Raw genomic sequence first — 26,760 nt, forward strand, 5'->3', positions numbered from 1 at the left:
TAGAACAGGAGTGCCCATGCCACAGATCCTCGTCACCCGGACCGGGCGGGACGATGTCGACTGGGAGGGGTTCGCGAGCGCGCTGCACCAACTGGTCGTCGAGAAGGCGGCCGCACGCCTGGAGGCGTGCAAGACGCAGGTCGTGCGCGGGGAGGACGTGGCGGTCGGCGCCGACGTCGAGGGCCACGGCCTGGTGCATGTCTCGATCGGCCTGCTCGCCGGACGCACCGACGAGACGAAGGCGGAGCTCACGGAGGCGGTGGTGGACCTGCTGCGCAAGTTCGTCGAGCCGGAGGACGGCTACCGGGTGCAGGTCTCCGCCGAGGTCCGCGACCTCGACCCCTCCTACCGCAAGGGCGAGATCTAGGACGCCAGGGTGATGAGCCGGGCGGCCAGGTCGCTGAAGGGGCCGTCGGCCGTCTCGTCCTTCAGGACGCGGCGCAGCAGCGCCGTCATCTCCTCGTCGAAGGCGGCGCTCACGGCGGCCAGCGCGGCGAAGTCGTGCACCAGCTGCACCTCCAGCTCGGCGCGCGGGATGCGCCGGCCGTCCAGCCAGATCAGCGCCGTCGACTCGGCCAGCGAGATCCAGGACCGGACGACCAGTTCCAGCCGCGCGGGCGGGTCCTGCACCCGCAGATGCGACAGGATCTGGACGTACGCGGCCTGCCGTACGGAGTCGATGAGCGCGTTCGTCGTCGACGAGCCGACCGCCGGGCCACCGCGCATCAGCGCCGAGAAACCGGGGCCGTGCTCGTCGACGAAGTCGAAGTAGCGGCGCATCACGCGCAGCAGCCGCGCCCCCAGCGGACCCTCCTGCGGCTCCACGAACCGGGACGCTAGATCGTCCGAGGCCCGCTTCAACGCGGCCTCGTACAGGCTCAGTTTGCCGGGGAAGTAGTGGTAGACCAGCGGACGGGAGATGCCCGCGGCCGACGCTATCTCGTCGATGGAGACCTCGTCGGGCGAGCGGCGGCTGAACAGGTCGAGGGCGACGCCGATCAGCTGCTGCCGTCGCTCCTCGACGCCCATTCTGCGGCGCACCCCGGTACTCATACGAACACCTTACCGATCGGATTCGGCCCCCGAACGGGCCGCACCGGCCAAGGATGTTCACATGTCCAGCACCAGGCGTTCACCGCGTGCCCGCGACACACAGATGAGCATCGAGTCGTCACGCTCCGCGTCCGTCAGCAGCTCGTCCCGGTGCTCCACCTCGCCCTCCAGCACCCGCTGTTGGCAGGTCCCGCAGAACCCCTGCTCGCAGGAGTAGAGGGTGTCCGGCAGCTCGGCCCGCACGGCGGCCAGCACGGACGAGCCGGCCGGCACGGTCAGCACCCGTCCGCTGCGCCGCAGTTCCACCTCGAACGAGCCGTCGCCGCCGGCCGGGGCGCGGGGCGCGAACCGCTCCGTACGGACCCCCGGCGCCCGCTCCGCCACCGCCGCCATGAGCCCTTCGGGACCGCAGCAGTAGACGGCCGCGTCCTCGGGCGCCGCCGCGAACAGCCGGACCAGATCGGGCAGTCCGTCCTCGTCCTCGGCGACCACGGTCACCCGGCCCTGCCCGGCGTCCAGCTTCTCGACCTCCTCCAGGAACGGCATCGAGGCCCGCGTCCGCCCGCCGTACAGCAGCCGCCAGTCGGTGCCCTCGGGCAGCGCCCGCAGCATCGGCAGGATCGGCGTGATCCCGATGCCCCCGGCGACGAAGACGTAACCGGGCGCCGCCACCAGCGGGAAGCGGTTCCGCGGCCCGCGCACCTCCAGCTCGACGCCTTCCTGCACCTGTTCGTGCACCTCGCGCGAACCACCCCGCCCGTCCTCGACCAGCCGGGCGGCGACGGTGTACGAGGAGGTGTCCTCCGGGTCCCCGCACAGCGAGTACTGCCTCACGAGCCCCGAGGGCAGCACCAGGTCCAGATGGGCGCCGGGCTCCCACCGGGGCAGGCCGTGCCCCTCCAGGCGCAGCTTCACGACCCCGTCGGCGATCGGCTCGTGCGCGGTCACCAGCAGCCGCAGCGCCCGGCTCCGGGGCCGCCCGGAGACCGGCTCGTCCAGCGCCGGCATCGGCCACAGCGGCGCGGCCTGGACACGGCGGCGCAGGGCCCGCCTCGCGAGCAGCGCCGCGCCCGCGACGACCACGACCGTGCTGAGCCTCGGCATCACTTGCTCTCCTTCTCGGTGGCGACGGCGGCGACAGCGGCGACGGCGGCAGGGGAGGAGGCCAGATAGGCGACCGCCTGCTCGGTGGAGCCCTCCTGGGAGGGGTGGTACTCCCGGCTCAGATAGCGGGGGATCGAGCGGAGCATGTCCCCGGTGGAGGGCAGCACCCCGCGCCGCCCCCGGACGTAGAAGGCCCGGAAACTCGCCTTGCCGTCCAGCAGGGTCGGGTCGTTGGCCATGAAGAAGCGGGCCCCGCGCTGCCACAGGAACACCAGCGCCGTGAACGCCGTCGCCCAGGTCCGCACCCGCCGCCGGTAGCCGCCGTCGACATGCAGGAACAGGTCGAAGGCCACGGACCGGTGCTCGACCTCCTCGGCGCCGTGCCAGCGCAGCAGGTCCAGCATGGTGGGATCGGCGCCCCGGCGGTCCAGCTCCTCGGCGTTGAGCACCCAGTGGCCGAGGAACGCGGTGTAGTGCTCGATGGCCGCGATCAGCGCGACCCGCTCCATCAGCCACCAGCGCCTGGCCCGGCCCGGCGGCAGGGTCCGGTCCCCGAGCAGCTTCTCGAACAGCCAGTCCACCTGCGCGGTGTACGGCGTCGGATCGAGCCCCTGTTCCTTCAGATGCGGCAGGACCTCGTCATGGGCCTGGGAGTGCATCGCCTCCTGGCCGATGAACCCGATGACGTCCTCGCGCAGCCGCTCGTCCCGGATGTACGGCAGCACCTGCTTGTACACCTGCACGAACCACCGCTCACCCGCGGGCAGCAGCAGGTGCAGCACATTGATGGTGTGCGAGGTGAACGGGTCACCCGGCACCCAGTGCAGCGGGGTGCCGTCCCACGAGAAGGACACCTTGCGCGCCTTGAGCGCGGTCCACTCGTCCTCGACGGGCAGGGGCCCCCGGGCCTGCTGGTCAGACCTGGCCTTGTTAGACATGGCGTCAATGTACTGACGGGTAAGTCCGAGGGAAACCCTCCTGCACCGACTTCTTGCCGCCTTCGCGATCTAGCCGAGCGCGTTGATGGCCCGCCCGTCCTCGAGGGTGCCCTTCAGCTCGGCCTGCGCCCCCTGCCGGGTCTTCGCCGCCAGCACCGAGCCCTCGGCGGCCGCGCTCACCCCGCCCGACGTCCGGATGGACTCCGTGTCCCGGCTGCCCGCCGCCAGTAGGTACCAGGACCCGCCCTGCGACTTCCACAGCACCCCGGCCAGCACATGCGGATCGCGCGGACCGCACGCCGGGACGTTCTCGGCCTTCGCGGCCACCGCCCCGTGGGTGCCGCCCGGCGTGCGGAACTGGGCCAGCACGCGCGTGCCGCCGCCCCGCCAGGTCTCGGCGCGGGTGCACGCCCAGTCGGCCGTGCCGCTCGCGTCCGGCAGCGGCTGGCGCGCGTACTCCCAGGCGTTCACCGTCCGCACCCCCTGCGCCCGCACCGCCGACAGCGAGCAGGCGTACGGCGCCCAGGTCCGCAGCTCCTCGGCGCCGGAGGCGTCCTTGACCGAGCCCGGGCGGCCGGTGGTCAGCCGGGCCGGGACCAGCTCGCCGAGGTCCGACATCAGGCGGGTGCCGTCGCCGTCGGTCACCTCCAGCACGTTCCAGGACGTGCAGTTCGACTGCTGGGCGGCCGGGCTGGCCAGCGGTGCGGTCACCCCGTCGGTCAGGGGGAGCGCCATCGCCCCGGAGCCCGGCTTCAGCAGGTCCCGCTCGGCGGCCTTCTTCACCCACGGCGCCATCAGATAGCGGACGTTGACGTCGGCCCGCCCCAGCACCACGGCGTTCGCCTCGGCGCCGGTGGCGTTGTCGACCCGCGCGAAGTCCATGGCGGCACCGGCCGTGCCGTCCTTGGGCTCGGCGTAGCGGGCGATGCGCAGTCCGTCGTAGAGGATCACCACGCGCGCGTTGTCCACGGCGCCCGCGTACAGCAGTTGCGGCGGGCCCGCGGGGCCGCCGGAGAAGGTGCCGGGGGTGACCGAGACGCTGACCGTCCCGCCGGGGCGGGCCCACACGGCGAGGGCCCGGCGCAGCAGCGCCCGGTCGTCGGTCAGCTCGCCGCGCGCGGGCCAGACGGAGAAGTCGCGGCGGGACGCGGACTGCCAGGCGGCCGGCGGGACCTTCAGCAGCCGGTTCGGGTCGAGGGCGGCCTCGGCGGCCGGGTTCCGCGCGTACGAGGGCGCCGCCGCGCCGTCGGGGCCCCAGCCCTCACCGGGCAGCCCGAGCAGCGCCCCGCACACCACCAGCGCGGCACCGGCCACCAGCGCGGCCCGCATGTGCTGCCTGCGCCGCATCAGATCGGTGGGCCGGGCCTGGAGCGAGCAGGGGTCGAACTCGGGGGAGTCCAGCAGCGGGTACTCGGCGGGCAGGCCGTCCGCCTCCTCCAGCGCCTCCTCCACGTCCTCGACCCCGGCCGCCGTCAGCAGTTCGCGTACGTCGCCGTCCGGGAGCTTCTCCAGACCGCGCAGGACGTACGCCGCGCGCCCCGGGCCGGTCAGCGCCGAGAGCCGCTGGTCCAGGGCGAGTTCGTCGGCGCCGCCCGAGCGCGGGAAGAGCCGCAGGCCCCACACCTGGGGCAACAGCGGCGGCAGTTGGGACCGCTTCGGCCACGCCTTGCGGGCCAGCGGCAGGCCCGCCTCCAGCGCCGTGCGCACCACCTGGAGGCGGACGAAGGCGTACCCGGGGTCGCCCGGCCGGCCGGTCGCCTGGGCCGGGATCACGGCGGCGGAGGTCCGGCCGCGGGGCAGGGCCCGCTGGGTGAGGGCGTGGGCGGTCAGGACCCGGCGGTTGCGGCCGAGCCCGGGCGGCAGCACCAGATAGGCGAGCCGGACCAGCCGGGGATAGTGCTCGACGAGCGCGGCCTCGGCCTGTTCGACGTCGACGTCGACGTCGACGTCGACGACGGGGCCGGTGGCGGAGGAGGGCGTGGGGCGCGGGGCGACATCCTGTGACTGCACGTCCAGCCAAACGAGCGACGCGTTGGTTGGTCACCGCCAACCGGGTGACCTCAGTCGCCGGGCTCCATCAGGGCCCGCGCGTAGTTCGCCATCGACCGCTGGTAGCGCGGCAGATGGGCCGCGAGCGCGCCCAGCACCAGGGAAAGGCCCTCGCGGTCCCGGCCGAGGCTGGACAGGCACAGGGCGAGGGTGGCCCGTACCGCGTCGTCCAACTCGTCCGACGGTGCGTGCAGTTCGGGCGTCAACAGCGCGACGCCCTCCTCGGCCCGTCCGGTGTTCCGCAGCGAGCTGGACAGCTGGATCTTCGCCCGGCGGCCCCGGTAGCCGGTGAGCCCTCGCGCCAGGGCCTCCCGGTACAGCGGCACGGCCCGGTCGGAGTGGCCCGTGGAGTCCCAGGCGCAGGCCCGCTCGAAGGGGCCGACCGGGCTGTCGTCCGGGAGTTCGGCGACCAGGGCGTCGATCACGGCCCGGAAGTCGTCCGCCTCCTCCTCGGTGTAGTCGTCGAAGCCCGCCCAGGCGGCGGTCATGCGGTCTTCCCAGTCCTGGTCCACCGCAGCACTCTCGCACGCGGGCGTGCACCGGGGCAGCGGTATTTTGAGTGCTCCGCGCGCGGGAGCCGTATCCACCGGGAGGCCCCTGTATGGAGGAACTGATGAAGGTGACCCGACCGATGCTCGCGGCGGTGGCGGTGCTGACGCTCGCGGGGTGCGGCTTTGGCGGTGACGAGGCGGCCGTACCGCAGACGGCGTCCGGCAGTCTGGAGCAGCTGGCCGCCGAGGTGAAGTGCAGGCCCGACATACAGACCGACGCCGACGAGATCCGGCAGGCCATCTGCAAGAACCCCGACGGCAGATTCATCCTCGCCACCTTCGCCACCGACCGCGGCCAGCGCGAGTGGATCAACGGCGCGAAGGACTACGGCGGTCACTACCTGGTCGGCCGCAAGTGGGTGGCCGTGGGCGACGAGACCAGCACCCTCACGTCGCTGCGCGAGACGCTCGGCGGGGACATCGAGGAGGGCACGGACCACTCGGTGCACAGCGGCGGCCACTGAGACACGCGAAGGCCGGCGGTGAGGAATCCTCACCGCCGGCCTTCTTCATGGCGTCACCGGCAGTGGCGTCACCGGCAGCGCTGGCCGTTGTTGATGCAGTTGACCATCTTGTTCATCAGCCTCGTGGAGAAGAAGTTGATGAAGTCGTTGTGGTCGGTGATCGGCTTGTGCAGCTGCTCCGGGAAGGTGTCCACCGCGTACGGGTTCACCACCTGGCCGTTCTCCACGGTCGGCGGGGGAACGTCGTAGACCAGCCGGACCTGGAGCTGGGGGATCGCCTTGAAGCCGTTGGCGCAGGTGCCGTCGGCCTGGACGAACGCCACATGGGTGCGGTGGTTGGCGCTGTCGATGTTCTGGCCGTCCCAGCAGCTCTGGAAGTTGGACGTGCGGACCACGTCACTGCCCTCGGGGCAGATCGGGTACTTGTCCTTAAGCTGGACCCGGTTCTCGAAGCCGGTGCAGCTCCAGTTGACGTTGGCGTTGGCGTTGCCGTTGACGAAGGCCTTCGCGTCGCCGGTGATGATGCGCAGCGCCTGCGGCATCGCGACGACCGGACCCCGCTTGTTGCCGACGAACTTCAGCTGGGCCTGGACGGGTTCGAGGATCTTGCCGACATTGCCCTCGGTGCCGCCGCCGGCGTTGTTCTGGTCGAAGTCCTGCGTGCCGTCCTGCAGACGCAGCACCGGCCAGAAGTACGACGACCGGTCGCCCTGGTTCTGGCAGGTGGTCTGCGCCCCCGCCAGGTCCTGGTCGCTCGCGAAGGCGTCGTTGTTCTGGTTGCCGACGTAGTCGTGCAGGTGGTGGGCGCCGTTGCTGACACCCGGGGCCACGATCACGTTGTCCGTGTTGTGGTTGTCGTTGCTGTTGGTGCCGCACTTCGTGGTGAAGCTGCCGCGCGAGCCGGACCTGCCGTTCGCCTTCAGACCGTTGGCGCCGACCCCCGGCTGGGCGTTGGCCTGCACCTGGGTGATGTCGACGAAGTCGTCCGCGGTCGGGCCGTTGCCGGCCTGTCCGCCGTTGCCCTGGTCCTGGCCGTCACCCTGGTCCTGGCCGTCCCCCTCCTGGCCCTGGTCCTGGCCGCCGTCGCCGCCCTGGTCCTGGCCGGTCCCGCCGTCGTTGGTCTGCGGCTGCTCGGCGGGAGTGCCGGTGCAGCCGGACAGGTTGTCCAGGTCCTCCGAGGCGTTGCCACCGACGCGGTTGATCTCCAGCTGGATGCGGTCGATGATGACCTTCCGCCGGTCCTTGAGCGGCTGGAGGATGGCGTTCTGGACGAAGGCGGCGTCCCGGGCCTGGGCGTCACGCGTCGTCGCGAGCCGCTGGTAGGCCTCGGTGATCTGCTGGTCCATCGTGGCCAGTTCGCCGTCGACCTCGCCACGGGCCTGACCCGGCACCTCGGTGAGTTTCTGGCCGACGTCCGGGCAGTCGATCGTGGCGATCTGCGCGCCGGCGGACCTCGTCCGGTTCTGGTCCGGGCCCGACTCGTGCGCGGATGCGTAGAAGTTCGCCCAGATCAGCCCGCCCCCACCGAGCGCTAGGGCCGCCGATGCGGCAATGGCCTTGGTGGCCAGCGGCGTACGGCGTTTTCGTGTGTTGCGTCCCATGGAACTCCTCTGACTTCCTTGCGGGGCAGCGAGGCGCCCGACAGGAGTGAAGCGGCTCCCTTCCATACGGACGCAGTCCCACGGGTGTTCAGCAGTCCCACGAATTTCACGGCAACTGCCCTTCGGCGCTTGTCATTTCACCGCCCTTGGTCCAGATAGGCGAGAACCGCCAGGACGCGGCGATTGTCGTCGTCCGACACCTCCAGATCCAGTTTGGCGAAGATGTTGGAGGTGTGTTTGGCGATGGCCCGTTCCGTGACGACGAGCTGGCCCGCGATGGCCGCGTTGGTCCGTCCCTGCGCCATCAGCTCCAGCACCTCCCGCTCGCGCGGGGTGAGCCGGTCCAGTGGCCGCCGGTCCTCCGCCGCCCGCCGCGTCAGCAGCTGCTGGATCACCTGCGGGTCCATCGCGGTCCCGCCGGCCGCGACCCGCCGTACGGCGTCCGTGAACTGCTCCGCGTCGAACACCCGGTCCTTGAGCAGATAGCCGACCCCGCCGTCGCCGTCGGCGAGCAGTTCACGGGCGTAGAGCTGCTCCACGTGCTGGGAGAGCACCAGCACCGGGAGGCCGGGACGGTCCCGGCGGGCCTGCAGCGCGCACTGGAGGCCCTCGTCGGTGTGCGTGGGCGGCAGCCGCACGTCCACCACGGCGACGTCCGGCTTCAGTTCGGCCAGCGCCCGCTGCAGCTCCGGTCCGCTCTCGACGGCCGCCGCGATCTCGAAGCCGTGGGCCTGAAGGAGCCGGACGAGTCCGTCGCGCAGCAGGAACAGGTCTTCGGCTAGGACAACGCGCAAGGGAGCTCCATGGTGACCAGGGTGGGACCGCCCGCGGGGCTGCTGACGGCCAGGACGCCGTCGAATGTACCCAGCCGGCGCTCCACCCCGGCCAGCCCCGATCCGGCGCCGATCACCGCGCCGCCCTTGCCGTTGTTGGTGACCGTGGCCCGCAGCATGCCCTCGCCGTGATGCAGGTCGATCCAGATGCGGTCGGCGCCGGAGTGCTTGACCGCGTTGGTGAGGACTTCGCTGACGGCGAAGTACGCGGCCGACTCCACCGGCGCCGGCGCCCGCCCCGGCAGCTCCACCGTCACCTCGGTGGCCACCGGCAGCCGCAGCGCCAACGCCCGTACGGCATCGCCCAGTCCGCGTTCGGCGAGGACCGGCGGATGGATGCCGCGCACCAGGTCGCGCAGTTCGGCGAGCGCGTCGACGGATGACTTGCGGGCCTGCGCGAGGAGTTGCCTGGCCTGCTCGGGGTCCTTGTCGAGCAGCATGTCGACGGTGCCGAGGTCCATGCCCATCGCCACCAGCCGGGCCTGCGCCCCGTCGTGCAGGTCGCGTTCGATACGGCGCAGTTCGGCGGCGGAGGTGTCGACGGCGTCCCGCCGGGTCTCGGTCAGCACGCGCACCCGCTCGGCGAGCCGGCCCTGGTTGGAGGCGAGAACGGCCCGGGTGAGCGTGAAGTGGGTGTGCAGCAGCCGGGTGCTGCAGAAGTGCGCGAGCACCAGCAACCCGGCGGCCAGCGCGGCCGCGCCGAACGCCGACGCCTGCCCGGTGATCGGCACGAATCCGTACCAGTACCCGTCGGGGAAGATCCGCCACAGGCCCAGTGCCAGCGCGAATCCCTCCAGCGGGTACAGCACGAGCACGGCCGGCAGCAGCGCGGTGACGAAGCCGACCGTCATGTCGAACGGCAGCCACCGCAGATCCCGCCAGGTCGCCGGGTCGCGGAGCATGGCGAAGGTGCGGGTCCAGGGGTTGGCGTCCGGCGGTATCGGCCGGTACGCCGAAGGGATACGCACCCCGCCCCACCGGGCCGCGACGACCCGCCGCCAGTCCGCGAACGCCCGCACCCCCGTGAGCACCCACGGCGTGGTGACGATCCCGACACCGATGGGGATCAGCGCGATGGACACCAGGGAGAGCGTGAAGCAGAGCACCGCCCCCGGCAGCAGCACCAGCGCCAGCCCCAGTCCCCGTACCGCCGCGAGCGTCATGCCGCGGGCCCTGCTGTGCGTCTCTGTGGTGGTCATGGCGCAAGTCTGGACGAGCCCGGGGACCGGGTCACGGGGCCGGGCCCCCGCTCAGGGGGTGTCGCCAGGTACACCACCGGGACCACCGAGCGACGCCAGCACCTTCGCCTCCACCTCCGGGTCGAGCCCCTTCGTCGAGCGGTCCGCGCGCATCGGCGCCGTCCCGCCGAGGCTCCGCAGCCAGCTCCAGGTGTCGGCGACGGTCTCCTCGACGGGACGGCAGCGCAGCCCCGTCGCCACGGCCCGGGAGACGTCGGCGCCGTGCAGAGCGGCATGCAGATCGCTGTTCGGCGGCACCCACACCGGCAACTGGACCCACGGCTCGATCCCGGCCTCCAGGATCACCTCCGGCTCGGCCCAGCGCAGTTCGGCCGTACCGCCGGTGACCGCCGCGCACGCGTCGAGCAGCGCGCCCATCGTGGCGTGTCCGGAAGGGCCGATCAGGTTGTACGGGCCGCTCAGCCGCTGCTCCGCGGCGCCGAGGAGCCAGTCGGCGAGGTCGCGGGCGTCGATGTACTGGATCGGCAGCTCCCGCGGCCCCGGCGCCAGCACCGGTCCGCCGCGGGCCGTGCGGTTCAGCCACCAGGGCAGCCGGCCGACGTTCTCGTACGGGCCGATGATCAGCCCCGCCCGCGCCAGCACCGCGCGGTCGGGGCCGAAGGCGTCCAGCACCGCCAGCTCGCCGCCCCGCTTGTCCTCGGCGTACGCGGTCTGCCCGGCGTCGGGGGAGGCGCCGCTCACCGTCGGCGCGTCCTCGGTGTAACCGGCGGGCGGGGCCCAGTCGTACACCGAGCAGCTGGACACGTACAGGTACCTCCCGACGCGGTCCCGCAGCAGCCGTGCGGCATCCCGCACCGCGCTGGGCGCCGCCGACCAGGTGTCGACGACGGCGTCCCACTCGCCCTCCTCCAGCGCGGCGAGCCCGCCCGGGGCGGTGCGGTCGCCGTGCAGCGCCCTGACCCCGGCCGGGGCCTCGTGCCGCCCCCGGTGGAAGACGGTCACCTCCCAGTCCCGGCCGAGTGCCGCCTCGACCACGGCCCGCCCCACGAACTCCGTACCACCCAGCACCAGAAGTCTCATGGGGTGACTCTGCCCGGCCCGGGCGCGCAGGGGAACAGGCGTCTGCCGTCAGCAGAGCGCCGCCGCCCGGCAAGCGGAAGGGGCGCCCGCCATGACGGCGGGCGCCCCTTGCCGGGCAGTGGCGGATCAGACCTGGCCGGCCTTCTCCAGGGCGGTGCAGCAGGTGTCGACGATCAGCCGGGTCACCACGTACGGGTCGACGTTGGCGTTCGGGCGGCGGTCCTCGATGTAGCCCTTGCCGTCCTTCTCGACCTGCCACGGGATACGGACCGAGGCGCCGCGGTTGGAGACGCCGTAGGAGTACTCGTTCCACGGGGCGGTCTCGTGCAGACCGGTCAGGCGGTCGTCGATGCCGGCGCCGTAGTTCTTGACGTGGTCGAGCGGCTTGGAGCCCTCACCGAGCGACTCGCACGCGGTGATGATCGCGTCGTAGCCCTCGCGCATCGCCTTGGTGGAGAAGTTGGTGTGCGCGCCGGCGCCGTTCCAGTCGCCCTTGACCGGCTTGGGGTCCAGGGTCGCGGCGATGCCGAAGTCCTCGGCCGTGCGGTAGAGCAGCCAGCGGGCCACCCACATCTGGTCGGAGACCTCCAGCGGGGCCAGCGGGCCGACCTGGAACTCCCACTGGCCGGGCATGACCTCGGCGTTGATGCCGGAGATGCCCAGACCCGCCTTCAGGCAGTTGTCCAGGTGGGCCTCGACGACGTCACGGCCGAAGATCTCGTCGGCGCCGACGCCGCAGTAGTAGCCGCCCTGCGGGGCCGGGAAGCCGCCCTTGGGGAAGCCGAGCGGGTAGCCGTCCTTGAAGAACGTGTACTCCTGCTCGATGCCGAAGATCGGCTCCTGGACGGCGAACTTCTCGGCGACCTCGGTCAGCGCGGCACGGGTGTTCGTGGCGTGCGGGGTCATGTCGATGTTCAGGACCTCGCACAGGACCAGGATGTCGTCGCCGCCGCGGATCGGGTCCGGGCAGGAGAAGACCGGCTTGAGCACGCAGTCCGAGGCGTGGCCCTCGGCCTGGTTGGTGGAAGACCCGTCGAAGCCCCAGATCGGCAGCTCGGCACCCTTCGCGTCGTCGCCAAGGATCTTGGTCTTCGAACGCAGCTTGGCCGTCGGCTCGGTGCCGTCGATCCAGATGTACTCAGCCTTGAAGCTCACGGGCCACATCCTTCGGGGTGGGTCTCTAGGCGCACTTGCGGGTGCTGCGGCGCTGCGGCACTGGGGCGCCGCGTTGATGCCCGCGAGCCTGTCAACAGGCGATTTCCCGGTCATTGCTCGAATGTGAACCCCGTGTTACCTGGTGGTGCTGTGGTGCGTCTCACGCTGTGAGCCGTAACCGTGGCGGCGAGGGGCATGGAGCGGCGACCGGCTGCCCCCCGAGGTACAGCCGGTCGCCGCTCCGCCGCGGAAGGTCAGGGGCTCACCCGACCTTCTCGATCACGGCCCGGCGGATCAGGAACTTGCCGGGCTCGCGGACCTGCTCGAAGGCGGCGTTGTTCAGCAGGACGCAGGAGCCGGAGACCGAGGTGACCTCCACCGTCGTGGACTTGTTGTTGTCCAGGTTGGTGACCTTCAGCCTGGTGCCGGCCGGGAACTGGTTGCTGGACGCGGCCGGGGCGCCGCCCTCCCCGGAGAGGGTGACGGTGGAACCGTTGCAGACCTGCTCCCCGGCCGCCGCCGGTGGCTGCGAGGGCTGGGCCTGCTCCGCCGGCGGCTGCGACTGCGCGGGCGGCGCGGCGGGCGGAGCGGCCTGGGAGCCCTGAGCCGACTCCCCGACGACGCACCCGGACGCCTCCTGCTGGACCTTGATCTGCGCGACGACCGCCTCGCGGTTGGTGATCCGGGCCGCCGACTGGACGTCGGGCTTGGCCCGCTGTTCCTCGATGAACCGCAGATTGTTGCCGAGGGCGGTGGCGAGTCCCTGGCAGACACTCGACTCCGCGGCGGTCTTCGGCGGGGCGGCGTTCGAGGTGCTCGCCATGACGAAGGCACCGCCGCCCGCCACCGTCGCGGCGCTGACGAGCAGCGCCACCTTCTTCTTCGTGCTGAGGGTTCTCCTGCGTGACATACGCGCCTCCTGGGAGGTGGGGAGCTGTATGCCGCTAGGTACGAGATACCGAACGAAGTTGCTCAGGGGTTGCGGGAGTGATCGAAGTGACCTGTGCCACAAGGCAGTTGTCCACTTCTGCTGGTCCACTCCCGCTGGGTCACTCCTGGGTCACTCCTGGGGCGCGGCGTCCTCGTAGGCCACCACGTCGTCGTTCACGTACTGGAGCAGCCCCTGGGTCTGACGGGTCAGCTCCTCCTGGCGCATCTCGGAGCCGTCGCCCCACTGCCCGTTGGCGAACACCACGGACCGCACGGTCATCAGCCGCTCGAAGAGCCCCGGCGACCCCGGCGGCACGGTCGGCAGCCCCGCCTCCGGCGCCGGGTCCAGCGAGACGACCTGGTACGTCACCGGGTCCATGGAGGCCATCATGAACACCCGCGAGGCGTCCTCGGGGCGCTCGAAGCTCAGCACCGACACCGTCACCTGCGAGCGCCGGTCCGCGTCCGTGAACAGGGCCGCGGTCATCCGTGCGCACGGCCCGCCCTGCTCGATCAGCTCCGCCAGCGCCTGCGACATCCCGCGCGCGCAGTCGGTGGTGGTGGCCCGGTCGACGCGCTCGAAGGTGGAGCCGTCCTCCAGCGTGACCGTCTCCCGCGGGAACGCCTGGTCGGCGCTGATGATCGGGCGCTCCAGCAGCGAGGCCAGCGCGCTCGGGACGCCGGAGGGCGTGCCGGCGTCGACACGGGGGACGCCCTCGGCGCCGGACGGCCCGGCGGCGGCGCTCGGTGTCGCGTCCGCGGCCACCGCCGGGGCCTCGCCGTCGCCGCCCACGAACTGCAGGGCTCCGGCCACCACGGCCCCGACCAGCACCCCGCCCGCGACCCCGGCCGCGGTCCGGCGCAGTCGCCGCCGGCGTATCAGCTCCTGCTCGGCGACCCAGGCGGCGTGCGGGTCAGGGGGGCCGGGGTACACGTACGGGCCGCCGGGATGACCGTACGGCGTTCCGTGCTCAGGGGACGTCATGGCGGCGGAGGGTAACAGGGCGCCCGGCCGCGGTTCACGCCGAGCGACAAACCCTCAACAACCGTGCGCCCGCGTCACTTTCGGGACAGCGCGTCCCGTACGGCCTCCTCGGTGCGCCCCACGACCGCGGTGCCGTCGTCGGCGGTGATGAGCGGGCGCTGGATGAGCTTCGGGTGCTCGGCGAGCGCCTTGACCCACCGGTCGCGGGAGGCCTCGTCCCGCGCCCACTCCTTCAGCCCGAGTTCCCTGGCCGCGGGTTCCTGGGTGCGGGTGATGTCCCACGGTTCGAGGCCGAGCCGGTCGAGTACGGCGCGGATCTCGTCCTCGCTCGGGACGTCCTCCAGATAGCGGCGGACGGTGTAGTCGGCGCCCTCGGCGTCCAGCACGGTGAGGGCGCCGCGGCACTTGGAACAGGCGGGATTGATCCAGATCTCCATGTCGCCAACGGTAAGCGGATGGGGACGGAGGTCACCTCTGTTCGATTTCCTGTGGCCCCAGGAGCCCCTCCCTGATCCGCTGTGGCAGACCGTCAATCCCCTTTCTCACCAGGGCGTTTGATGGCGCGGGCGCTCTGCTGATTGTCAGTGGTGGGCGGTAGACTGGAAGCAGTGTTCGAGGGTGTCGCCGGAGCGTCCGGACGGACGGCGCCCTGACCGCGACAGGAGGATGCCTGTGCCCGCTGCCGCACTGAAGCCGAAGCCGACCCAGTCCACCGCGAAGCGCCCGGTCCTGCTGGACCTGCCGTACGTCCCGCTGGAGAAGCGCCCGCTGCCCGCGGGCCGCCCCCGCGAGTGGTACGTCACCCACAACCGCCGCCTCAAGGCCATGCGCCTCGCCATAGCCCTGCTCGACTCGGGGGTCTACGTCCCGAACCAGGCCCGCAACGAGACGATCCGCGACACCGCGGAGCAGATCGGCATCCATCCCCCGTCGGACACGACGTGCCACATGGTGCGGGCGTTCATGCGCTACAACCGCTGAGCCCCATGCCGGGCGCCTTGCCTCCGCGAGGCCCCGGCACCCCGCCGGCGCGGGCGAGTGAATCCACCCTCACCCACACCCACACCCCGGCCCCCACTCCGCGCCGGAGCCCGCCCCGGTCTCCCCCTCACTCCGCCGACATCCGGATTCCCCCGCACCCGCACTCCAGGCCGTGCCGGCAGCAGGGGCTCGGTCCCGGTCCTCGGCCCGCAACTCCCGCTCCGGCGGCGTCGGGATTCACGCGCACCCGCACCCCGGCCTTCGTCTCGCCAAGGTCCGCTCCAGCGGCGTCCGGATTCCCCTGCACCCGCACCCGCACCCCGGCCTTCGTCTCGCCAAGGTCCGCTCCAGCGGCGTCCGGATTCACCCGCACCCGCACCCGCACTCCAGGCCGCGCCGGCAGCAGGGGCTCGGTCCCGGTCCTCGGTCCGCAACTCCCGCTCCAGCGGCGTCGGGAATCACCCGCACCCGCACCTCAGCCCCCACTCCGTGCCGGCCCCCGCCCGGCCCCGGCCCTCACCCCGCCAGTTCCCGCTCCAGCGGTGTGCGGAAGCGGGGCGTGAACCGGGTCGTGCCCACCCACTCCCGCAACCGCTCCGCCTCGGCCGAGATCGCCGTCTCCGCCTCCCGGCCCACCCCGGAGGAATCCAGCAGGCGCCACACGATCTCCCCGTCAGGACGCTGAGCCCACCCCCCGACCACCCGCCCGTCCCACCACACCGTCGGCCCCACGTTCCCGCTCCGGTCGAACAACGCCCCCCGCAGCGACGGCGCCAGATACCAGTCCCGCCCCTGCCACCCCATCGCCGTGGGATCCAGCCCCGGCAACAGCGCCGCCCACGGCCGCCCCGGCTCCGCCACCGGCCCGGCATCCCCGGCGACGACATATCCGGTGCCCTCGTCCAGCCCCACCGCCTCCGCCCCGATCGCCGCCAGCGCCCGCCGCACCTCGGTCACCCGCCACCCCGTCCACCACTTCAGATCCGCCTCCGTGGCAGGCCCGCACACCGCCAGCCACCGCCGCAGCAGCTCCGCCTGCGCCCCGGCAGGGTCCAGCTCGGGATGCTCCGGCGCCGGCGCCCACCGGAACTGCGTCGACGTCCACGAACCGAGCGGCCGCCCCCGTACGACCTTCCCCTCGATCCCCAGCACCCTCAGCAGCCGCGACGAAACGGTGTGCACCCCCTCGTAGCTCTTCCCGGCCGCGTACACGAACTGCTCCCTCAACCGCGGCTCGTCCCGGGCCAGTTCGGCCGCCGTCGCCTCCCCGCGCCGCGCCAGCGCGGACAGCGCCGACGCCTCCACCTCCCGCAGCCACTCCGCGTCCGGCGCCCCCGCCTTCGCCATGTCCTTGACCAGCGAGGCGCGTTCCCGGGCGGCGACCGCGAGCCCGGTGGAGGCGTGCACGACGGCGGTGAGCCCGGTCGGGAACACGAACACCGTGTGCCGCATGCCGTGCATCCGCACCAGCGAACGGTCCTCGTACAGCGCCCGCTCCGTACCGGCGACGGTCTTCGCCGGGTCCGCCAGCCGCGCCCCGACGGCGAGGAACACCGTCGCCGGATCGGTACCGTGCAGCGCCACCAGCGACCCGGCGACCTCCTCCGGGCTCCCCGCCCGCGCCTCCCCGGCCAGCCGATGCCGCACCGCCAGCCGGGCCCGCCGCTCGGCCGCCCCGATGTACCGCGGCCCGCCGTCACCCATGTCCGACCTCCGACCTCCACCCGTCACAGCCGTCACCACATCCTGACGGAAGCCACTGACAATCCCGGCGGGGCGAGTCCGAACAAGGGGCTTAGACCTGCGCCGTCATGCGGGCTCCGTCTTCCGGGTCGCCGCCGCGATGGCCTCCCGCAGGTGGTCCTCGTCGGCCTTGCTGAGCGAGGTCTGCACCAACTCGCCACCGTACGGTGTCAGTTGCGGGATCACCTTGTCGTCGGCCGCCTTCTTCACCAGCACGAACAGCGCGGCGGCGCCCGGCCGCAGATTCGCGCTGAGGTCCTTCATGAAGTCGTCGTTGATGCCCGTGTCGGTGACCGCGCCCCCGGCCGCACCGGCCGCCGCGCCCACCGCCGCGCCGAGCAGCGGGGCCAGGAAGAGCAGTCCGATCACACCGCCCCACAGCGCACCGCCGGCCGCGCCGACCGCCGTGTGGTTGACCGCCTGATGCAGTTTGATCTTGCCGTCCTGGTGGCGCTCGACGACCACCGCGTCCTCCAGCTCCACCAGATGCTGCTTGGACAGCTCGAACAGCTTGTCGCGGACCTGGCTCGCGGTGGCGACGTCGTGATAGGCGATGACGAAGAGATCGCTCATGGTGGGGCACCCCTTGTTTCCCGTACAGAATCTTCCCGTACGACCGTATTGCGGCATTTGCGCAATCGATCCGACTCTAGGCCGGTGGAAAAGGGGATGCACGCCGAGTGCTCGGCTCCCTAGCCTGGACTAATCTCAGCCACCCACGCCCACGGAGGGGAGGCCGTCATGGGCACCATCGTTCTTTCCGGGACCGTCGTCCTGGTTGTCATGGGATTCGGGAACCCGCTCTACTGGCTCGCCGCCGTCGCCGTGCTCTTCCTGTACGTGCGGTACGGGCGCGTCGCGTCGCCGACCCCCCGGTCGGGCGGCGGACCCGGCTCGATGCCGTCGGACTACCGCGCGTACCGGCAGCGTCGTGACACGCAGGCCAAGTGGGAGCGCCGCTACCGCCGCGAGCGGCCCATGCAGTTCCGCCGCCAGGACCGCGGCCGCAACAGCTGAGCGAAGGTTCGTGACCCAGGGGCGCCCCGAAGCTAGTAGGTGCCCCTGAGGTTCACGTACCCCAGCAGCACGATGATCGCCGCGATGCTCCCCAGGACCACGGCGGTGGATATCCAGGACCGCCGCCGGCTGTGCCGCACCGGATCCGGGTCGCCCCGGAACGGCACGGGGCCGGGTGGGTTCTCCTTCCACCGGGCGGCGAGCATCCGCGCCCGCGCGGACGGCTCCTTGTGCGCGGCCGCGTCCGCCCACTTGATGTCGAACTCCCGCTCGCCGTCGTCCCGTTCGGACATCCCCGCAGACCCTTCTCGAACAGCCGTACCCCCACGATACGACGGCGCCCCCGCCCTGAGAAACAGGAACGGGGGCGCCGGCACAACGGCTCAGGCGTCGATCACACGTCGAAGTACAGCTCGAACTCGTGCGGGTGCGGACGCAGCTGCAGCGGGGCGATCTCGTTGGCGCGCTTGAAGTCGATCCACGTCTCGATCAGGTCGGACGTGAAGACGTCACCGGCGAGCAGGAACTCGTGGTCGCGCTCCAGGGAGTCGAGGACGGCCGGGAGGGAGGTCGGGACCTGGGCGACGTTCGCGTGCTCCTCGGGAGCCAGCTCGTACAGGTCCTTGTCGATCGGCTCGGCCGGCTCGATCTTGTTCTTGATGCCGTCCAGGCCCGCCAGGAGCAGGGCCGAGAAGGCCAGGTACGGGTTGCCGGAGGAGTCGGGCGCGCGGAACTCGACGCGCTTGGCCTTCGGGTTGGAGCCCGTGATCGGGATACGCATCGCAGCGGAGCGGTTGCGCTGCGAGTACACCAGGTTGATCGGCGCCTCGAAGCCCGGCACCAGGCGGTGGTAGGAGTTCACCGTCGGGTTGGTGAAGGCCAGCAGCGACGGGGCGTGCTTGAGGATGCCGCCGATGTAGTAGCGCGCCATGTCCGACAGGCCCGCGTAGCCGGCCTCGTCGTAGAACAGCGGGTCGCCGTTGCTCCACAGCGACTGGTGGACGTGCATGCCCGAGCCGTTGTCACCGAAGATCGGCTTCGGCATGAAGGTCGCGGTCTTGCCGTTGCGCCAGGCCACGTTCTTCACGATGTACTTGAAGAGCTGGAGGTCGTCGGCCGCGGCGAGCAGCGTGTTGAACTTGTAGTTGATCTCGGCCTGGCCGGCGGTGCCCACCTCGTGGTGCTGGCGCTCGACCTTCAGGCCCTGCTTGTCCAGCTCCAGGGAGATCTCGGCGCGCAGGTCGGCGAAGTGGTCGACCGGCGGGACCGGGAAGTAGCCGCCCTTGTAGCGGACCTTGTAGCCGCGGTTGTCCTCCAGCGCACCGGTGTTCCAGGCGCCCGCCTCGGAGTCGATGTGGTAGAAGGACTCGTTCGCGGAGGTCGCGAAGCGGACCGAGTCGAAGACGTAGAACTCGGCCTCGGGACCGAAGTACGCGGTGTCCGCGATACCGGTCGAGGCGAGGTAGGCCTCCGCCTTCTTCGCCACGTTGCGCGGGTCACGGGAGTACTGCTCGCCCGTGATCGGGTCGTGGATGAAGAAGTTGACGTTCAGCGTCTTGTCGCGGCGGAACGGGTCGACCCGGGCGGTCGACAGGTCAGCGCGCAGCGCCATGTCGGACTCGTGGATGGCCTGGAAGCCGCGGATCGACGAACCGTCGAAGGCGAGCTCCTCGTCCGGGTCGAACGCCTCGACGGGCACCGTGAAGTGCTGCATGACGCCCGGCAGGTCGCAGAAGCGGACGTCGACGAACTTGACCTCCTCGTCCGCGATGAACTTCTTGGCCTCGTCGGCGTTCTGGAACATCCAGCTCCTCCTACTCCCGACGGTCCGTGCCGGGGTGGTAGTTCGTTCGTGCGGCCAGTGCGGTGGCACACGCTGACCTCGACCCTAGGGACGCGTGATTTCTCTGGCGTGACCCATTTGTTTCGCACAAGTTAACCGGCCCTCGTTCCACCGTAGCCCCGACGCACCCCGACTGTCCTCGGTCATATGGGGGCGCAGTACCGTGGACGGGTGGACAACAGGCAAGCAATCGGATCGTGGCTCTCCGGGCCCCGCGCGGCCATGGAGGACGCCGGTATCGACCTCGGATACCGGGGAGAGCAACTCGGTCTGCCGGAGCACGGGCCCGGCTCCATCGCCCGTCCGGGCAGGCGCCTGGGCGCCCTCGCCGTGGACTGGGGCCTGTGCCTCTTGATCGCATACGGCCTGATCACGGAGGGCTACGACAGCACCACCGGCAACTGGGCGCTGCTCATCCTGTTCGTGATGAGCGCCCTGACCCTCGGCAGCGTCGGCTTCACGCCCGGCAAGCGCCTGTTCGGTCTGCGGGTGCTCGCCCTGGACACCGGCCGGGTCAATCCGCCGCGCGCCCTGCTGCGCACGGTCCTGCTCTGCCTCGCCGTCCCGGCCCTGATCTGGGACCGCGACGGCCGCGGCCTGCACGACCGGCTGGCCCGCACGGTCGAGGTCCGGATCTGACGCCGGTCGGGTGACCGTCGCGGCGGTCACGGCCCGGGGTCCCCACGACGTCGAATGGTGTTCGAAACACTGCCGCCAACTCTGGCGGAGGTGGTTGGACAGTGTCGTACGACAGCATGTCGACGATCGTGGACCGGGCGGCCGAGGTCGCCGTCATCGCGGCCCGGCACAGCGAGGAGGCCGAGGAGGCACGGCGGCTCTCGCCCCAGGTGGTGCACGCGGTGCGGGACGCCGGGTTCGCCCGGCACTTCGTTCCCCTCGCCCACGGCGGCACGGCCGGCGGCTTCACCGAACTGACCTCGGCGGTCTTCCGGGTCGGCGAGGGCTGCACCTCCGCCGCCTGGGCGGCCTCCCTGGCGGCCTACGCCGGACGCTACGCGGCGTTCCTGCCCGAGCGGGGTCAGGCGGAGATCTGGGCGGCCGGACCCGACGCCCTGCTCGCCGCGGCTCTGATGCCGTCCGGCACCGCGCGCCGCGTCGACGGCGGCTGGCGGCTGAGCGGTGAGTGGAAGTACATCAGCGGGGTGCACTTCGCCGACTGGGCGCTCGCCTGCGCGCCCGTCCCCGACGAGCCGTCGGCGGACCCCGAGGGGCGGCCCGAGGTGCGGTACTTCGCGGTGCCGCGGGACGACTTCACCATCGCCGACAGCTGGTACTCCGTGGGCATGCGGGGCACCGGCAGCGACACCCTGGTGCTCTCCGACGTCTTCGTGCCCGGGCACCGCACCCTGGCCCGCTCCGCCGTGCACGCCGGCCGCGCCCCCGCCTCGGACGCCCGCTGCCACATCGTGCCGATGCACGCCGTGAACTCGCTGCCCTTCGCCGCCCCGCTGGTCGGCGCCGTGCGGGGCGCCATGCGGGCCTGGGTCGAGCGGACCGGATCGCGGGTCGACCGGCGGGGGAGGGCCGTACGGGAGATGCCCTCGGCGCAGGTCTCGCTGGCCCGCTCGGCCGCCGAGGCGGACGCCGCGGAACTCCTCGTCCGGCGTACCGCGGCGGTCGCCGACGGGACGGAGTCCCCGGCCGGGGGCGAGGCGGCGGTCCGCGGGGCCCGGGACCTGGCGCTGGCGGTGGAACTGCTGGTCTCGGCCGTCGACCGGGTCTTCCGCAGCAGCGGAACCTCCGGCCAGTCCTCGACCGACCCGGTGCAGCGCTTCTGGCGGGACGTGAACAGCGCCGCCTCCCACGTGGCGCTCTCCTTCGAGTCCACGGGCGCCGCCTACGGCGCCTGGGCCCTGTCCGACCGGAGCTGACGTCCGGTTGCCGGGGCGGCGGGGCTCGCGGATAGTCGCGTCATGACCGAGCTGGACACAGACATACCGGACACGGCGGTGGCATCCGAGGTGGCATCCGAGGAGTTCCGGGCCGCGATGGGCCGGTTCCCCTCGGGTGTCGTGGTGGTGACCACCCGGTGCCCGGACGGCACCCCCCGCGGCTTCACCGCCAGCTCGTTCTGCTCGGTGTCGCTGGAGCCGCCGATGGTCCTGGTGTGCCTGGCGAACTCGGCCGACTCGGCCGCGTCCTTCGCCCGCTGCGACCGTTTCGCGGTGAGCGTGCTCTCCCCGGTCCACCGCCCGCTCGCGGAGCGCTTCGCCACCAAGGGCACCGACAAGTTCGGCTCCGCCGGACTGCGGCTGAGCCCCGGCGGACTGCCGACGGTCGAGCGGGCCCCGTCCGTGCTGGAATGCGCCGTACACGCACGTCACCCGGCCGGGGACCATACGGTCCTGATCGGCCGGGTGACGGGTGTACGACTGGGTGAAGGAGCCCCGCTGGTCTATTACGACCGGTCCTTCAGAACGCTGGCCTGAGGCTCAGCGGGCTTGCGGCTCAGCGGACTTGCGGCTCAGCGGGCCTTCGGGCCGCCCTTGGGGAGCTTCATGCCCTTGGGCATCGGCCCCTTCGGCAGCGGCATGTTGCTCATCAGGTCGCCCATGGCCTTCAGGCGGTCGTTGGTCGCGGTCACCTGGGGGCCCGAGAGCACCCGCGGCAGCTTCAGCATGGTCGTCCGCAGCTTCTTCAGCTCGACCCGGCCCTCACCGACGCCCACGATCAGATCGTGCACCGGCACGTCCGCCACGATGCGGTTCATCTTCTTCTTCTCGGCCGCCAGCAGGCTCTTCACCCGGTTCGGGTTGCCCTCGGCGACCAGCACGATCCCGGCCTTGCCGACCGCCCGGTGCACCACGTCCTGGCTGCGGTTCATCGCCACCGCGGGGGTGGTCGTCCAGCCCCGGCCGATGTTGTCCAGTACGGCAGCGGCGGCGCCCGGCTGGCCCTCCATCTGACCGAAGGCGGCCCGCTCGGCCCGCCGCCCGAACACGATCGCCGTGCCGAGGAAAGCGAGCAGCACCCCCAGGATGCCGAGGTAGATCGGGTGACCGATCAGGAAGCCGATCGCGAGAAAGACACCGAGGATGAGGAGGAAGACGCCCGCCAGCACGAAGCCGATCTTCTTGTCGGCCCTGCGGGTCATCTTGTACGTCAGGGCGATCTGCTTCAGACGCCCGGGGTTAGCGGCATCCGCCGCGCTGTCACTTCTCGCCATGGCACGAAGTCTACGTGGCCCCGCGAGCGCCGACGACGGCAGTGCCGGTCACCGAACGGTCAGGGACCGGGGGTGAGCACCCGCTCCAGGATCTGCTGCGCCTCGACCCGGTCCTTGGCCCGGCGGCGGTCCTCCAGGACGGACGTCCAGGCATTGCGGCGGGCGGTGCGCTGGCCGCCGCTCATGAGCAGCGACTCGACGGCACGGAGTGCAGTGCTGAAGGACGGAATGGCGGTGGCGCGTACCGGCGCGGCCTGCATGAGTGAGGTCCCCCCTCGGAGGTTCGGATGTACGTGCTGTGAGTCCAGCGTCACTGTTTGGTGTTACCAGGGCGTGACCGGCCGGTCAAACGCGAATGAAGCCCCGAGGTGTGGCTCGAAAACGACGACGCGGTCCTGAAGGCGCCCCTATCTGCGGGGACGCCCAGGACCGCGTCAATCGGCCGCTACCGGGCGGTAGTTGCTTGTGCGCAGGTTCACACGCGCACGGTGGCACTGGGTGCCGTCAGACCGCCTGCGAGGCGACGTACGAGCCGCGCTTCTCCACGGCCATCTGGTACAGCCGTCCGGCGCGGTAGGACGAGCGCACCAGCGGCCCGGACATCACGCCGGAGAAGCCGATCCGCTCGGCCTCCTCCTTCAGCTCCACGAACTCGTGCGGCTTGACCCAGCGCTCCACGGGGTGGTGGCGCACGGAGGGGCGCAGGTACTGGGTGATGGTGATCAGCTCGCAGCCGGCCTCGTGCAGCTGCCGCAGCGCCTCGCTGACCTCCTCGCGGGTCTCGCCCATGCCGAGGATCAGGTTCGACTTGGTGACCAGGCCGAAGTCGCGGGCCTCGGTGATGACCTTCAGCGACCGCTCGTAGCGGAAGCCGGGGCGGATGCGCTTGAAGATCCGCGGGACGGTCTCGACGTTGTGCGCGAAGACCTCGGGGCGGGAGTCGAAGACCTGCCGCAGCAGCTCCGGCACGGCGTTGAAGTCGGGGGCCAGCAGCTCGACCTTGGTGCGGCCGGCCTCGCGGCCCGCGGTCTGCTGGTGGATCTGGCGGACCGTCTCGGCGTACAGCCAGGCGCCGCCGTCCTCCAGGTCGTCGCGGGCGACGCCGGTGATGGTGGCGTAGTTCAGGTCCATGGTGACCACGGACTCACCCACGCGGCGCGGCTCGTCGCGGTCGAGGGCCTCGGGCTTGCCGGTGTCGATCTGGCAGAAGTCACAGCGCCGGGTGCACTGGTCGCCGCCGATGAGGAAGGTCGCCTCGCGGTCCTCCCAGCACTCGTAGATGTTGGGACAGCCGGCTTCCTGGCAGACCGTGTGCAGGCCCTCGCTCTTCACGAGGTTCTGCATCTTGGTGTACTCGGGACCCATTTTCGCCCGGGTCTTGATCCACTCGGGCTTGCGCTCGATGGGGGTCTGGGCGTTCCGGACCTCAAGGCGCAGCATCTTGCGTCCGTCGGGTGTGACTGCGGACACATCGGCTCCCTGTAGCTTCGATTCTTCGGCGTACACCAGGGTACGCCCGTGTTTACTCAGCCCTGCTGTCAGGCCAACCCCACGGCCCGATGGCGGATTCCCGGCGTCAGACGGCCGCCCGCTCGATCTCCCGCGGCTTCAGCTCCGCGTTCCGCAGGACGTCGGTCAAGTGCCGCTCGACGACCGGCAGCACCTCGTCGATGGTCACGTCCCGGCCCAGCTCGGCGGCGAGGGAGGCGACGCCCGCGTCCCGGATGCCGCACGGGATGATGCGGTCGAACCACTTGTTGTCGGGGTTCACGTTCAGCGCGAAGCCGTGCATCGTGACGCCCTTGGCGACCCGGATGCCGATCGCGGCGATCTTGCGGTCCTCGCGGCGCTGGCCCGCGTTGGACGGGGCGTACTCGGGGCCGTTCAGCCGCGGGTCGAACTCCTCGTCCTGCAGCCGGGGGTCGAAGTCGAGCGAGAGACCGCCGAGCGCGGGACGCCGCTCGACCGGGTCGCCGAGCACCCACACTCCGCTGCGGCCCTCGACGCGGGTGGTCTCCAGGCCGAACTCCGCGCAGGTGCGGATCAGGGCCTCCTCCAGCCGCCGTACATGCGCCACGACGTCCACCGGGCGCGGGAGCTTCTGGATCGGGTAGCCGACCAGCTGGCCCGGACCGTGCCAGGTGATCTTGCCGCCGCGGTCCACGTCGATGACCGGGGTGCCGTCCAGCGGCCGCTCGTTGTCCGCCGTGCGCCGGCCGGCCGTGTAGACCGGGGGGTGTTCGAGGAGCAGCACGGTGTCGGGGATCTCGTCGGCGAACCGGGCCGCGTGCACCCGGCGCTGCTCGTCCCAGGCCTGCTGGTACTCGACGGCGTTCGCTCCGAACCCCATCCGGACGAACCGCAACTCACTCACGGCAAGCGCCTCCCTGGACGTCGTAAGGCACGAAGGGTGCCTACGCCACTGTACGACTGCCGGTCGAGCGTCAGTCTTGCGGGCAATCCTCACACGATCGGATGAACGGGTGACGAAATGTGCGATGGCCTGCTCACTCTCCGCTACATTCGCGCCGTTCACTGAGGCCATAAGGGCTGCTCACAGGCAATCCGGGCAAGTCAGAGGCCTGGAAGGCAGGAGACCGCACCGCAGATGACGGAACGACCCGCGCAGCGCACCCCCAACCGCCAGCTCGCCGCGCTCATCGCAGAAGCGGGGTTCTCCAACGCGGGTCTCGCCCGTCGCGTGGACCAGCTCGGACTCGAACACGGGCTGGACCTGCGATACGACAAGACATCCGTGACCCGCTGGCTGCGCGGACAGCAGCCGCGCGGCACCACCCCCGCCCTGATCGCCGAGGTCTTCACCCGCCGCCTCGGCCGCCGGCTCACCGCCCAGGACCTCGGTCTGGACGCCTGCGCCCCCGTCTACGCGGGCCTGGAGTTCGCCGCGACCCCCGAGGAGGCCGTCGACATCGTCAGCGGGCTGTGGCGCAAGGACTCCGGCAGCCATGCCGAGCTGCGCAAGATCGCCTTCACCCCGGCCGGACTGGTGGTGCCCAGCCGGGACTGGCTGATCGGCCGGCCCGACGACCGGGTCGCGCGCGGCGAGGCGCCGGTCCGGGTGCCGGTGCAGAACCGCTCCTCGGTGCCCCGGCAGCGCGGTGCCGAGCGCGGCCCCGGCCAGAAGGTCACCGGCGGCGACATCAACGCCCTGCGCTCGGTCGGCGAGCTCTTCCGCACCCTGGACAACATGTACGGCGGCGGCCATGCCCGCCAGGCCCTCGTGCGCTACCTGGAACACGAGTGCGAGCCGATGCTGCGCGGCACCTACGGCGAGCAGACCGGCCGCCGCCTGTTCGCCGCGGCCGCCGATCTGACCCGGCTCGCGGGCTGGACGTCGTACGACATCGCCGCGCACGGGCTCGCGCAGCGGTACTACGTCCAGTCGCTGCGGCTGGCACAGGCGGCCGGGGACCGGGCGTACGGCTCGTACGTGCTGGTCACCATGAGCCGGCAGGCCGTCTACCTCGGGCACGGGCGGGAGGCGGTGCAGCTCGCGCGGGTGGCCCAGCAGGGCGTCGGCACGACCGCCCCGCCCACCGTCCAGGCCCTGCTGCACGCGGCCGAGGCGCGCGGGCACGGGGTGATGGGGGAGGTACGGGCCTGTACGGCGTCCCTGGCCCGCGCCGAGCGCGCCCTGGAGGCGGTGCGGTCCGGCGACGAGGTGCCGCACTGGGCCCGGTTCTTCGACGAGGCGCAGCTGGCCGACGAACTCGGCCACTGCCACCGCGACCTGCAGCAGTTCCGGGCGGCGGCGCAGCACGCCGAGCGGTCCCTGCAGCTGCGGGCCCCCGCCTTCGCCCGCAGCCGCCTGTTCTGCCGTGTGGTCCTCGCCACCGCACGCCTGGGCCTCGGCGAACTCGACCAGGCGTGCGCGCTGGGCGTGGAGGCCGCGGGCCAGGCGGCGGAGATGCGGTCGGTACGGGCGGTGGAGTACATCCGGGACTTCGAGCGAAGGCTGGAACCGTACAAGGACGCCGCCCCGGTGCGCGGGTACCGGGACAAGGTGGCCGCGCTGGGGTAGGCCGG

General features: G+C 71.7%; 29 protein-coding genes. 8 read left to right on the forward strand and 21 right to left on the reverse strand.

Features of this window, described 5'->3' with window-relative positions; all coding sequences use genetic code 11:
• The first annotated feature begins 16 nt into the window (after positions 1-16).
• Positions 17-367: a 5-carboxymethyl-2-hydroxymuconate Delta-isomerase gene (locus ACWD1Z_RS20395; RefSeq protein WP_451120472.1), complete on the forward strand. Its 351-nt coding sequence runs from the start codon at positions 17-19 to the stop codon at positions 365-367.
• On the opposite strand, the gene ACWD1Z_RS20400 is transcribed toward ACWD1Z_RS20395, so the two are convergent.
• The 5 genes from ACWD1Z_RS20400 to ACWD1Z_RS20420 all read right to left on the reverse strand — a co-directional run bounded on the left by ACWD1Z_RS20400 (position 364) and on the right by ACWD1Z_RS20420 (position 5,632).
• Complete coding sequence (locus ACWD1Z_RS20400) at positions 364-1,053, reverse strand: TetR/AcrR family transcriptional regulator (protein ID WP_451120474.1); 690 nt, start codon at positions 1,051-1,053, stop codon at positions 364-366. The genes ACWD1Z_RS20395 and ACWD1Z_RS20400 overlap by 4 nt on opposite strands.
• 57 nt (positions 1,054-1,110) lie before the next feature.
• Positions 1,111-2,157 (reverse strand): PDR/VanB family oxidoreductase, encoded by a 1,047-nt coding sequence (locus ACWD1Z_RS20405; protein ID WP_451120476.1) that lies wholly within the window; start codon positions 2,155-2,157, stop codon positions 1,111-1,113.
• Positions 2,157-3,095, reverse strand: a complete 939-nt coding sequence (locus ACWD1Z_RS20410) for a metal-dependent hydrolase (protein WP_451120478.1) — start codon at positions 3,093-3,095, stop codon at positions 2,157-2,159. Before ACWD1Z_RS20410 ends, ACWD1Z_RS20405 begins: the two co-directional genes overlap by 1 nt.
• Before the next feature lie 69 nt (positions 3,096-3,164).
• Positions 3,165-5,105, reverse strand: a complete 1,941-nt coding sequence (locus ACWD1Z_RS20415) for a hypothetical protein (protein ID WP_451120480.1) — start codon at positions 5,103-5,105, stop codon at positions 3,165-3,167.
• A 50-nt stretch (positions 5,106-5,155) separates the two neighbouring features.
• Positions 5,156-5,632: a tetratricopeptide repeat protein gene (locus tag ACWD1Z_RS20420; RefSeq protein WP_451120684.1), complete on the reverse strand. Its 477-nt coding sequence runs from the start codon at positions 5,630-5,632 to the stop codon at positions 5,156-5,158.
• Between the two features lie 125 nt (positions 5,633-5,757).
• Between ACWD1Z_RS20420 and ACWD1Z_RS20425 the strand changes: the two genes are divergently transcribed.
• Positions 5,758-6,159 (forward strand): hypothetical protein, encoded by a 402-nt coding sequence (locus ACWD1Z_RS20425; RefSeq protein WP_451120482.1) that lies wholly within the window; start codon positions 5,758-5,760, stop codon positions 6,157-6,159.
• 68 nt (positions 6,160-6,227) lie between these two features.
• Here the strand turns inward: ACWD1Z_RS20425 and ACWD1Z_RS20430 are convergent, their stop codons facing one another.
• From ACWD1Z_RS20430 to ACWD1Z_RS20465, 8 genes are all read right to left on the reverse strand, one after another.
• Complete coding sequence (locus ACWD1Z_RS20430; RefSeq protein ID WP_451120484.1) at positions 6,228-7,760, reverse strand: DUF1996 domain-containing protein; 1,533 nt, start codon at positions 7,758-7,760, stop codon at positions 6,228-6,230.
• A gap of 137 nt (positions 7,761-7,897) precedes the next feature.
• Positions 7,898-8,554: a LuxR C-terminal-related transcriptional regulator gene (locus ACWD1Z_RS20435; protein WP_389416407.1), complete on the reverse strand. Its 657-nt coding sequence runs from the start codon at positions 8,552-8,554 to the stop codon at positions 7,898-7,900.
• Positions 8,539-9,792, reverse strand: a complete 1,254-nt coding sequence (locus ACWD1Z_RS20440) for a sensor histidine kinase (RefSeq protein ID WP_451120486.1) — start codon at positions 9,790-9,792, stop codon at positions 8,539-8,541. Before ACWD1Z_RS20440 ends, ACWD1Z_RS20435 begins: the two co-directional genes overlap by 16 nt.
• A 51-nt stretch (positions 9,793-9,843) precedes the next feature.
• A complete protein-coding gene (locus tag ACWD1Z_RS20445; protein WP_451120488.1) occupies positions 9,844-10,872 on the reverse strand; it encodes an SDR family oxidoreductase in 1,029 nt (342 codons plus the stop codon).
• 126 nt (positions 10,873-10,998) lie between these two features.
• Positions 10,999-12,027: a glutamine synthetase gene (gene glnII, locus ACWD1Z_RS20450; RefSeq protein WP_451120490.1), complete on the reverse strand. Its 1,029-nt coding sequence runs from the start codon at positions 12,025-12,027 to the stop codon at positions 10,999-11,001.
• 262 nt (positions 12,028-12,289) lie between these two features.
• Positions 12,290-12,937 (reverse strand): hypothetical protein, encoded by a 648-nt coding sequence (locus ACWD1Z_RS20455; protein ID WP_451120492.1) that lies wholly within the window; start codon positions 12,935-12,937, stop codon positions 12,290-12,292.
• 150 nt (positions 12,938-13,087) lie between these two features.
• Complete coding sequence (locus ACWD1Z_RS20460) at positions 13,088-13,942, reverse strand: hypothetical protein (RefSeq protein ID WP_451120494.1); 855 nt, start codon at positions 13,940-13,942, stop codon at positions 13,088-13,090.
• A gap of 74 nt (positions 13,943-14,016) precedes the next feature.
• A complete protein-coding gene (locus ACWD1Z_RS20465) occupies positions 14,017-14,379 on the reverse strand; it encodes an arsenate reductase family protein (protein WP_451120496.1) in 363 nt (120 codons plus the stop codon).
• Positions 14,380-14,614: 235 nt separating this feature from the next.
• Between ACWD1Z_RS20465 and ACWD1Z_RS20470 the strand changes: the two genes are divergently transcribed.
• Complete coding sequence (locus tag ACWD1Z_RS20470) at positions 14,615-14,923, forward strand: hypothetical protein (RefSeq protein ID WP_389416414.1); 309 nt, start codon at positions 14,615-14,617, stop codon at positions 14,921-14,923.
• Between the two features lie 516 nt (positions 14,924-15,439).
• On the opposite strand, the gene ACWD1Z_RS20475 is transcribed toward ACWD1Z_RS20470, so the two are convergent.
• Together ACWD1Z_RS20475 and ACWD1Z_RS20480 are read right to left on the reverse strand one after the other, a co-directional pair.
• Positions 15,440-16,627, reverse strand: coding sequence for a winged helix DNA-binding domain-containing protein (locus ACWD1Z_RS20475; RefSeq protein ID WP_451120498.1), 1,188 nt, complete (start codon positions 16,625-16,627; stop codon positions 15,440-15,442).
• A 105-nt stretch (positions 16,628-16,732) separates the two neighbouring features.
• A complete protein-coding gene (locus ACWD1Z_RS20480; RefSeq protein WP_451120500.1) occupies positions 16,733-17,239 on the reverse strand; it encodes a DUF1269 domain-containing protein in 507 nt (168 codons plus the stop codon).
• A gap of 168 nt (positions 17,240-17,407) precedes the next feature.
• Here ACWD1Z_RS20480 and ACWD1Z_RS20485 point away from each other — a divergent pair, with 168 nt between their 5' ends.
• Positions 17,408-17,683 (forward strand): hypothetical protein, encoded by a 276-nt coding sequence (locus ACWD1Z_RS20485; RefSeq protein ID WP_451120501.1) that lies wholly within the window; start codon positions 17,408-17,410, stop codon positions 17,681-17,683.
• Between the two features lie 32 nt (positions 17,684-17,715).
• Here ACWD1Z_RS20485 and ACWD1Z_RS20490 read toward each other — a convergent pair whose 3' ends face one another.
• Both ACWD1Z_RS20490 and glnA read right to left on the reverse strand, forming a co-directional pair.
• Entirely contained in the window at positions 17,716-17,976 is a 261-nt protein-coding gene (locus ACWD1Z_RS20490; protein WP_451120502.1) for an SCO2583/SCO2584 N-terminal domain-containing protein, read from the reverse strand.
• 101 nt (positions 17,977-18,077) lie between these two features.
• Entirely contained in the window at positions 18,078-19,487 is a 1,410-nt protein-coding gene (gene glnA, locus ACWD1Z_RS20495) for a type I glutamate--ammonia ligase (RefSeq protein WP_250070264.1), read from the reverse strand.
• A gap of 210 nt (positions 19,488-19,697) precedes the next feature.
• On the opposite strand from glnA, the gene ACWD1Z_RS20500 reads away from it, so the two are divergent.
• The 3 genes from ACWD1Z_RS20500 to ACWD1Z_RS20510 all read left to right on the forward strand — a co-directional run bounded on the left by ACWD1Z_RS20500 (position 19,698) and on the right by ACWD1Z_RS20510 (position 21,976).
• Entirely contained in the window at positions 19,698-20,165 is a 468-nt protein-coding gene (locus tag ACWD1Z_RS20500) for an RDD family protein (RefSeq protein ID WP_451120504.1), read from the forward strand.
• A gap of 101 nt (positions 20,166-20,266) precedes the next feature.
• The gene (locus ACWD1Z_RS20505) at positions 20,267-21,418 is read left to right on the forward strand and encodes an acyl-CoA dehydrogenase family protein (RefSeq protein ID WP_451120506.1); all 1,152 of its coding nucleotides are present in this window, start codon (positions 20,267-20,269) and stop codon (positions 21,416-21,418) included.
• Positions 21,419-21,460: 42 nt separating this feature from the next.
• Entirely contained in the window at positions 21,461-21,976 is a 516-nt protein-coding gene (locus ACWD1Z_RS20510) for a flavin reductase family protein (RefSeq protein WP_451120508.1), read from the forward strand.
• Between the two features lie 35 nt (positions 21,977-22,011).
• On the opposite strand, the gene ACWD1Z_RS20515 is transcribed toward ACWD1Z_RS20510, so the two are convergent.
• The 4 genes from ACWD1Z_RS20515 to lipB all read right to left on the reverse strand — a co-directional run bounded on the left by ACWD1Z_RS20515 (position 22,012) and on the right by lipB (position 25,087).
• On the reverse strand, positions 22,012-22,713 hold the full coding sequence (locus ACWD1Z_RS20515) for a DUF4191 domain-containing protein (RefSeq protein ID WP_451120509.1): 702 nt from the start codon (positions 22,711-22,713) through the stop codon (positions 22,012-22,014).
• A gap of 59 nt (positions 22,714-22,772) precedes the next feature.
• Positions 22,773-22,973, reverse strand: coding sequence for an SCO2195 family GlnR-regulated protein (locus ACWD1Z_RS20520; RefSeq protein WP_451120510.1), 201 nt, complete (start codon positions 22,971-22,973; stop codon positions 22,773-22,775).
• A 244-nt stretch (positions 22,974-23,217) separates the two neighbouring features.
• Positions 23,218-24,183, reverse strand: a complete 966-nt coding sequence (lipA, locus tag ACWD1Z_RS20525; protein WP_451120511.1) for a lipoyl synthase — start codon at positions 24,181-24,183, stop codon at positions 23,218-23,220.
• A 106-nt stretch (positions 24,184-24,289) separates the two neighbouring features.
• Positions 24,290-25,087 carry a lipoyl(octanoyl) transferase LipB gene (gene lipB, locus ACWD1Z_RS20530; RefSeq protein WP_451120512.1) on the reverse strand — a complete coding sequence of 266 codons (798 nt, stop codon included), beginning with the start codon at positions 25,085-25,087 and terminating at the stop codon, positions 24,290-24,292.
• A gap of 234 nt (positions 25,088-25,321) precedes the next feature.
• On the opposite strand from lipB, the gene ACWD1Z_RS20535 reads away from it, so the two are divergent.
• On the forward strand, positions 25,322-26,755 hold the full coding sequence (locus tag ACWD1Z_RS20535) for a regulator (protein WP_451120514.1): 1,434 nt from the start codon (positions 25,322-25,324) through the stop codon (positions 26,753-26,755).
• Positions 26,756-26,760 lie beyond the last annotated feature (5 nt).

The sequence above is a fragment of the Streptomyces sp. NPDC002784 genome (assembly GCF_053592135.1).

Excerpts from the sequence above, each read along its gene's own strand:
- ACWD1Z_RS20420 (WP_451120684.1), bottom strand. The coding sequence starts at position 5,632 with ATGACCGCCGCCTGGGCGGGCTTCGACGACTACACCGAGGAGGAGGCG.
- ACWD1Z_RS20465 (WP_451120496.1), bottom strand. The coding sequence starts at position 14,379 with ATGGAGATCTGGATCAATCCCGCCTGTTCCAAGTGCCGCGGCGCCCTC.
- ACWD1Z_RS20515 (WP_451120509.1), bottom strand. The coding sequence starts at position 22,713 with ATGGCGAGAAGTGACAGCGCGGCGGATGCCGCTAACCCCGGGCGTCTG.
- ACWD1Z_RS20520 (WP_451120510.1), bottom strand. The coding sequence starts at position 22,973 with ATGCAGGCCGCGCCGGTACGCGCCACCGCCATTCCGTCCTTCAGCACT.
- ACWD1Z_RS20535 (WP_451120514.1), top strand. The coding sequence starts at position 25,322 with ATGACGGAACGACCCGCGCAGCGCACCCCCAACCGCCAGCTCGCCGCG.
- ACWD1Z_RS20455 (WP_451120492.1), bottom strand. The coding sequence starts at position 12,937 with ATGTCACGCAGGAGAACCCTCAGCACGAAGAAGAAGGTGGCGCTGCTC.
- ACWD1Z_RS20445 (WP_451120488.1), bottom strand. The coding sequence starts at position 10,872 with ATGAGACTTCTGGTGCTGGGTGGTACGGAGTTCGTGGGGCGGGCCGTG.
- glnA (WP_250070264.1), bottom strand. The coding sequence starts at position 19,487 with ATGTTCCAGAACGCCGACGAGGCCAAGAAGTTCATCGCGGACGAGGAG.
- ACWD1Z_RS20460 (WP_451120494.1), bottom strand. The coding sequence starts at position 13,942 with ATGACGTCCCCTGAGCACGGAACGCCGTACGGTCATCCCGGCGGCCCG.
- ACWD1Z_RS20510 (WP_451120508.1), top strand. The coding sequence starts at position 21,461 with ATGACCGAGCTGGACACAGACATACCGGACACGGCGGTGGCATCCGAG.
- ACWD1Z_RS20405 (WP_451120476.1), bottom strand. The coding sequence starts at position 2,157 with ATGCCGAGGCTCAGCACGGTCGTGGTCGTCGCGGGCGCGGCGCTGCTC.
- ACWD1Z_RS20395 (WP_451120472.1), top strand. The coding sequence starts at position 17 with ATGCCACAGATCCTCGTCACCCGGACCGGGCGGGACGATGTCGACTGG.
- ACWD1Z_RS20400 (WP_451120474.1), bottom strand. The coding sequence starts at position 1,053 with ATGAGTACCGGGGTGCGCCGCAGAATGGGCGTCGAGGAGCGACGGCAG.
- ACWD1Z_RS20410 (WP_451120478.1), bottom strand. The coding sequence starts at position 3,095 with ATGTCTAACAAGGCCAGGTCTGACCAGCAGGCCCGGGGGCCCCTGCCC.
- ACWD1Z_RS20480 (WP_451120500.1), bottom strand. The coding sequence starts at position 17,239 with ATGAGCGATCTCTTCGTCATCGCCTATCACGACGTCGCCACCGCGAGC.
- ACWD1Z_RS20430 (WP_451120484.1), bottom strand. The coding sequence starts at position 7,760 with ATGGGACGCAACACACGAAAACGCCGTACGCCGCTGGCCACCAAGGCC.
- ACWD1Z_RS20440 (WP_451120486.1), bottom strand. The coding sequence starts at position 9,792 with ATGACCACCACAGAGACGCACAGCAGGGCCCGCGGCATGACGCTCGCG.
- ACWD1Z_RS20475 (WP_451120498.1), bottom strand. The coding sequence starts at position 16,627 with ATGGGTGACGGCGGGCCGCGGTACATCGGGGCGGCCGAGCGGCGGGCC.
- ACWD1Z_RS20485 (WP_451120501.1), top strand. The coding sequence starts at position 17,408 with ATGGGCACCATCGTTCTTTCCGGGACCGTCGTCCTGGTTGTCATGGGA.
- ACWD1Z_RS20490 (WP_451120502.1), bottom strand. The coding sequence starts at position 17,976 with ATGTCCGAACGGGACGACGGCGAGCGGGAGTTCGACATCAAGTGGGCG.
- ACWD1Z_RS20425 (WP_451120482.1), top strand. The coding sequence starts at position 5,758 with ATGAAGGTGACCCGACCGATGCTCGCGGCGGTGGCGGTGCTGACGCTC.